The organism is Streptomyces sp. NPDC058620 (assembly GCF_042717135.1).
In the GTDB taxonomy this organism is placed as follows: domain Bacteria; phylum Actinomycetota; class Actinomycetes; order Streptomycetales; family Streptomycetaceae; genus Streptomyces.
The window spans coordinates 107,495-113,943 of sequence record NZ_JBHXQO010000019.1; the positions used below are offsets into that span (position 1 = coordinate 107,495).

The 6,449-nt window shown below is 73.5% G+C and carries 4 protein-coding genes; all 4 read right to left on the bottom strand.

The genetic code is table 11. The features are described from left to right. Nucleotides 1-822 carry an N-formylglutamate amidohydrolase gene (locus tag ACFWSK_RS19840; RefSeq protein WP_383787708.1) on the bottom strand — a complete coding sequence of 274 codons (822 nt, stop codon included), beginning with the start codon at nt 820-822 and terminating at the stop codon, nt 1-3. Nucleotides 823-925: 103 nt separating this feature from the next. Then, a complete protein-coding gene (gene sph / locus ACFWSK_RS19845; RefSeq protein ID WP_383787722.1) occupies nt 926-1,873 on the bottom strand; it encodes a sphingomyelin phosphodiesterase in 948 nt (315 codons plus the stop codon). Nucleotides 1,874-1,957: 84 nt separating this feature from the next. After that, on the bottom strand, nt 1,958-3,220 hold the full coding sequence (locus tag ACFWSK_RS19850) for a TIGR02679 family protein (RefSeq protein WP_383787711.1): 1,263 nt from the start codon (nt 3,218-3,220) through the stop codon (nt 1,958-1,960). After that, nucleotides 3,217-6,449, bottom strand: a 3,233-nt coding sequence (locus ACFWSK_RS19855; protein WP_383787714.1) for a TIGR02680 family protein, incomplete at its 5' end; no start/stop codon positions are given. The genes ACFWSK_RS19850 and ACFWSK_RS19855, both read right to left, overlap by 4 nt.

The window sequence follows — 6,449 nt, forward strand, 5'->3', positions numbered from 1 at the left end:
TCATGGCCGCGCCACCTGCTCGTCGCGCCGGGACAGCGCGTCCACCAGTGCGGCCAGCGCCGCGGCCAGGGTGGTCAGGCCGGAACCGGCCGGGCCCCCTGGCTCCCGCATGTACACATCGCGCCGGACCTCGATCATCAGCGCGGTGACGCGCGGGTCCTCGCCGTAGTGCTTCAGCGGGACGTACGTACCGGGGAACGGGCTGTTCAGCCCCGTCCCGCCGAACCCGGCGAACGCCTTCTCGGCCTCGGCCAGGAGCCCCGGCGGCGTGTGGAAGGCGTCGGTGCCCAGGCAGACCGGCGGGCGCGGCCCCGCGCCGTGCAGTTCATAGGGCAGCGGGGCGGTGGGGTAGGAGTGGACATCGATGACGACGGCCCGCCCGGTGGCTGCGAGCCGTGCGTCGACGGCCGCGGTCATCGCCTCCGCGTACGGATGGAAGTAGCGGTCGATCAGGGGCTGAGGATCGGTGTCCGGGGCGCGCAGCCGCTCGCGATGCGTCGTGTGCGTGTAGACCGCCCCCATGCCGACGGCCAGCATCTCCTCGCGCTCGTCAGGGAAGCGTTCGGGGTCGGTAACGAGCCTCGACAGCCCGTTGACGAACCGCCAGGGCGCCACAGCGGAAGCGATCGCCGCACGCTCCGCCAACTCCGCCGTGTGGGAGTCGGTGATGTGGTCGATCTCCCGCTCCAGGGCCTCGTCGTCCAGCACGATCCCGGCCCGCACCTCCGTTGGGACGATGCGCGACGCGTGCGGCACGTGGAGCAGCACCGGCGAATCGGCCGCTCCCGGCAGGAGGTGGAACGGCTGGCGGGCGGGGGCCATGGGAGGTTCCTTCGAGGTCGCACGCGGCAGGCGGACAGCGGCGGGGGAACGTCGGCGCGCTGTGCCGATTCCCCCGCCGTGCCCGATTATTCACCGGGTGCCGTCACCGCCCGGACGCGACCACCGGGTAGTGATCCGAGAGGTTCGTGTACGTGTACGTCGTGCCCCAGCTGGAGACGGACCAGGGGGCGCTCTGCTCCTTGATCACCTCGTTCGTCCAGCCGGACGGCTTCACGTGCCCGGCGCGGTGCAGGACGTAGTCGAGGTCCTCGCGCGGGTCGTCCGGGTAGCGCTCGGCGGCGATCGAGTTGTCCTGGGTGTCGAAGGAGTAGAGGTGCCCCGTCCGGGCGTCCGCTCCGGCGAGCCCGGCGTCCGCGAGGAGGGACGCGTATTCGGCGGAGCGCGAGTCGACGTTCAGGTCGCCCGCCACGATGACCTGTTCGGACGCCGGGATGTTCTTCGCGTCGAGGAACGCGTCGATCTGCTTGAACTGAAGACCGCGCTTCTGCGCCGCCTCACCGGCCTTGCAGCCGGGGTCGGTCGACTGCGCGTGGGTTCCCACGACGTGTACGCGGGCGCCGGCGACGTTCAGCACGGCATACGCGAAGCCCTTGTTGGACCACCAGTCGGCACCGCAGGCGTCCTTGAAGATGTGCTGCTCCTTGCGGATGACCGGCCACTTGCTCAGCACGGCGACGCCGCCGTCCTCCGGAGTCGTCGAGGAGTAGGCGCCGCCCGTCGCGTCCCACCCGCTCGTGCTCCGGCCCACCACCGGAGTGCGGTACGGGTACTCGGCCGAAGCGTTCCGCATGAGCGCGTCCGAGGCTCCGTTGTCGAACGCCTCCTGGATCACGACGACGTCGTTGCCGCGGAAGAACGCAGTTTTCGGTATCTCCACCGCCCGGTGGTCCTGACCCCAGTTGGGGTAGAGGTTCTTGCTGAAGATGAACGTGTTGTACGAGAGCACGCGCAGCGACGGCGTCTCGGCGGCCGAGGCGGGAGGGGCGCCGACGCCGAGCGTGACCGCGGCGAGCGCGGCGGACAGCGTCATGCCCGAGAGGCGGCGGAGCGAGGAGTGCGGCACGAGGGTCTCCAGGTTCTGCTGAGGTGGGGTGAACCGGCGACACACATCAAATCAGCGGGAGTTACTTGCGGGTAGACCTTGGGTGGACCCGGTCTGTCGATCGGCGCACAACCCCGCCAGGTCGGTCAGCAGCTCCTCGGCCACATGCTCTTCCAGGACGGCCGTCCCTCGTGCCGCGAGGGCCGGAGCCAGGCCGGCGTCCCACGGTGCGTCGGTGATCCGGCCGGCCGGTGGACCCGAAGGAGCGCGGAGGTGCGCCGCGAGGAAGTCGGCCGCGGACATGCGCCAGAGCGTGGCCGTGCTCCGCGCCAGGACATGGGCGGCGATGCGCAGTCCCTCGCCGTCGAAGTCGCCGTGGTAGCGCAGAGGCGCGCCCGCCTCGGTGAGCCGGTCGAGCAGGAGGACCACCGCGCTGTTCGGCCAGCCCGAGGTGCAGACCAGCGGTGGGCAGGCGGACCCGAAGCGCTGGAGGGCCAGGGCCGGGATACTGGGATTCTCCGTGATGTGCACGGTGGTCCGGGGGAAGTGGAGCTCACCTGGATCGCGCAGTTGGGCCAGCGTGAGGTGGGTGGCGTGACCGGCGGCGGAGAAGGCGGCCAGGGAGTGGGCCACCGGACCCCGGCCCGTCGGGTGCATGCCCGCCGTGAGCACCGTCGCGGACAGCGCGTCGTCGGCGAGACCGGCGCGCGACCACAGGGCGCGCCGGTCCGCCGCGGTCTCGGGGGCCGCGACACCGTAGAGGGCCGACAGGGCTCGCAGGACCAGGGACGAGAGGCGGGTGCCGTCGTCGAGCGCGTGGGAGTCGTCGAGTATCCGGGTGGCGAAGACCGGCAACGGCTCCCCGCAGGCGGGTAGTCCGGCCAGGACACCGAGGGCGTCGCCGAGCGCGCGCCGGGTGGCGGGGACGGACCCGCCGATCAGCCCGGACCGTCGGACCGCGGCGACCCAGACGCCCAGTGCGGGCTGCGCCAGGACGACCGGGTGGGTGGCCAACCACTCCCACAGGGCGGCACGGTCGGCGGTGTCGGAGGCGCGGTCGGCTGCCCGGTCGCCGAGCGGTCCGACGATGGTGGCCACCACGGAGCGGGTGTCCTCGCCGCAGCTGTCGAGAAGGGCCTCGTCGAGCCGCGCCAGTGCAACCGTGGGCTGCGGTCCGGGAAGCCGGTCGAGCCCGAGGAGGTCCGCGAGCGCACTTCGGGCGGCCTCGTCCAGCGGCCCGGTCCGTACCCGCGTGACCTGCTGGCCGGCGGACAGGCGGGTGTGGAACGCCTGCCAGAGCGGGGTCAGTTCGGGACGGTCGAGGGGGTGCTTCACGGCTGCTCGTCGCGCGGCGACGGCACGGGCGCGCCGGATGCGGGTACCTCGGGTGCGGGTGCCCCGGGAGCCTCGTCCGCCACCAGGTCCGCGCCGTTCCACACGAAGCGCGCCGTGGTCACCGCGTCGTCGTCGGGACCGCCGCCCCCGGTGATCAGCTGGTGCACGGCGATGCCGTCGAGCTCCCGGTACGTGCACCACTCGTGGTCCGACGTGAGCATGAGGTCGAGGTCGAGCGAGCACAGCAACGCGAAGACCTGCCCCCGGTTGGTGGAGTCGACCCCGACGAAGACCTCGTCCAGCAGGATCAGCCGGGGAGCCCTCGGCACCGCCTGATAGTGCGCGGCCACCGCCGCGAACAGCGGCAGATGCAGAGCGATGGCCTTCTCCCCGCCGGACAGCGCGCCGTGCAGCTTCTTGGTGAGCAGCTGCCAGCCCTGACCGTTGGCCCGGTCGAGCTTCACCACGAACTGGTGCCACGCCGTGTAGTCCAGCACCCGGGTCAGCTGCTCCTCCCAGTTCTTCGCGGTGTCGGACGCCTTGGCCTCCTCGATCCGTTCGCGGAAGAAGCGGTGCAGTGCCTCCCGGTCACCGTCCGACATCCGCACCGGGTCCTTCAGCAGCAGGTCGCGGGCGGCCCTGGTGCCCGGCGGCAGCCCCGGATCGACCTGCCACACCAGACGTACGGCCACCCGGGACGCCGTACGCACCCGCTCCAGCCGGGCGTTCATCGCGTCGACCAGCTCGTTGGCCTGCCTGATCCGTGCCGCGAGATGGCGCCGCGTGTTGCCTGTGAGCGTGCGGTCGAACAGCTCGCGCTCGTCGCTGGTGATCTCGTCCCGGCTGCGGTCGCGCTCCGCGGTGAGCGCGGCGAGCAGGCCCGCCGCGCCCATGCGTACGCCGTCCATGGCGGCGGACAGCACCTGCACGTCGTCGTGTGTCTCCATCGCGAGGTCGGCCCGCTCGCCGAGCGCCTGGCGGCTCACGTGAACGGTCTCGCTGAGCCGCCCGAGCGCGTCCGCGACGTTCTTCGGCTCGTACGGTACGGACGGCCACAGCGCCCCCAGGGCGCGCGCGGTCTCCAGCGTGGCCTTGGTCCCCTCGCCTGCCCGCACCCCGGCCTCGGCGCCCGCGTCGGCGGGGAAACCCAGCCGCAGCAGATAGCGGAAACGGTCCGCGGCCGCGTCGCGAGCCGTCACCGCGGCGTCGCGGCGTGCCGCCGCCACGGACCGCTCACTGTTCAGCGCTCCTATGCGCCCCTCGACCGTCCGCAACAGCGCCGTGATGTCGCGCAGTCGGGACTGGGCGTGCCGGTGGGCCGCCCGCATCTCCTCGATCCGGGCGAGCGTCTCCTCGTACTCCGCACCGATGGTGTGCTCGATCTCCTCCAACTGCGCGGCCAGCGCCCGCGCCGACGACGCCGCGCGGTCCGCCTCCGCCTCGTGCTCCTGGGCGGCCCGGCCGGAACGCTCGGCCCGGGACCGCAGCTCCAGGGCCGTACGCCGCTCCGAGGCCAGCTGCACATGGGCGAGGAGCCACTGACCGCCGGTGTCCTGAAGCCCCTGGACCGTCTCCGCCACCGCGCGCAGCGCCTGGGCGTCGGCTGGCAGCCCGTGCTCGGACGCCACGTGGTCCAGTCCGTCCTGCGCCGCCCGGGCGGCGGACTCGCACCTCGTGAGCCGAGCGACCGCGTCCCGTACCGCGTCGTCCCGGGCCTCGGTGTCGCACTGGGCCCGGTCGAGCTCGCGTTCCGCCGCGGTGACGGCACGGTGATCGGGGCGGCACTGCCGGTCGAACTCCAGCGTGTCCCGGCGGGCGGCGACCGCTGCGAGCTCGGCCGCGAGCCCGGCCAGCGTGTGATCCAGTGCCCCGATCGCCCCGGCCAGTTCGGCTACGCGGCGCTCCCGGGACCTCGCCCGCGCCGAGGCCCCGATGTAGACGACGTCCGGCTTGGCCCAGCTTCCCGTGGCACTGGCCAGCCGCCAGGTGCCGTCCGCACCGACCGCGGCGCCGTGCTCAGGGGGCAGCGTGTCCCCGTACGCGACACCTGTCAGCAGCTGACCGATGCGCTCGGCCGAGACGGGCGCCCCCGGCTCCGGCCGCAGCACCTCGCCGAGATGGCGGCCCGGGGCGGGATCGGCCCACTCGGCCTCGGCGAACGTGTCGTGGCCCAGCGCGAACGCGCCGCCGTACGGCGCGACCCACGCGTCCAGCAGGCCGCTGGCCTCCAGTGCCGCTTCGACCGCGTTGCGCGTGGCCGCGGGCACCGCGTCGTGGAAGGCCACCAGCTTCCACAGGGGCGCACCGGGCAGCCGGGAGCGGTCGGCGGTTCGGAACAACGGGGCCGGAGGCGGCAGTTCTGCCGTGTGCTGCAAGCGCTCGGCCTCCGCCGCCAGAGTCTCGCGCTCCGCGCGGGCCGTGGCGACGCGGGCGGTGAGCGTGGCCTCGGCCGTGGTCAGGGCGTGCTCGATCCCACGAGCCGCGGTGTCGACCAGCGCCAGCACCTCGGCCTCGCCGGTGGCCCGGCCGGCCAGTTCCTCCACGGCGCCCTCGTCGAAGGAGAGCTCTCCGCACTGCCGGGCCCAGCTCCGCAGCCGCTCCGCCTGCGCCGAGGCCGCCTGCTGATACCGGGCAGCGGCCTCCGCGCGCCGTTCGGATGCCGCGGCGAGCCCGGCCCGGGAAGCCTCCACGCGCTCTTCGGCGGACGTGCGTTCGGCGAGGGCGGCGCGCAGCACGTCGAGCGCTTCGCGTACGTCCTCCACCTGACCCCTCCGCCCCCGCACCGCACCGTGCAGAATCTGCCTGGCCCGGTCGGCGTTGCCCGATTCGAGCGCGCCGCTCACCTCCGTACAGGCGGCGGACATGCCGGCTCGCCGGGCGACCTGCCACGAGTCGCTTTCGGCGACGCGGACCCGCTCCGCCTGCGCGTCCGCCGCGTCCAGGGCCTGGGTGTGGCGGGCCTCGTCCTGGTCCGCGGTGGTCCGGGCCGCACCGGCCGCCAGATGCCGCGCCTCCGCTTCGCGGTGCGCATCGGCCGCCCGCTGACGGCGCTGGTCCAGGTCCCGCCCCTCCCGGTACGCGTCGGACTCCGTCAGCACCTCGATCCGCGCGACGAGCTCCGAGCCCGACGCCTCCGTCTCACGCTGCTGCTCCTCGGCCTTCTCGCGCTCGGCCACGGCGGCGCGGAGATCCTCTTCGCTCTCCGTGGCCGTGCGGGTCCGGTTGTCCA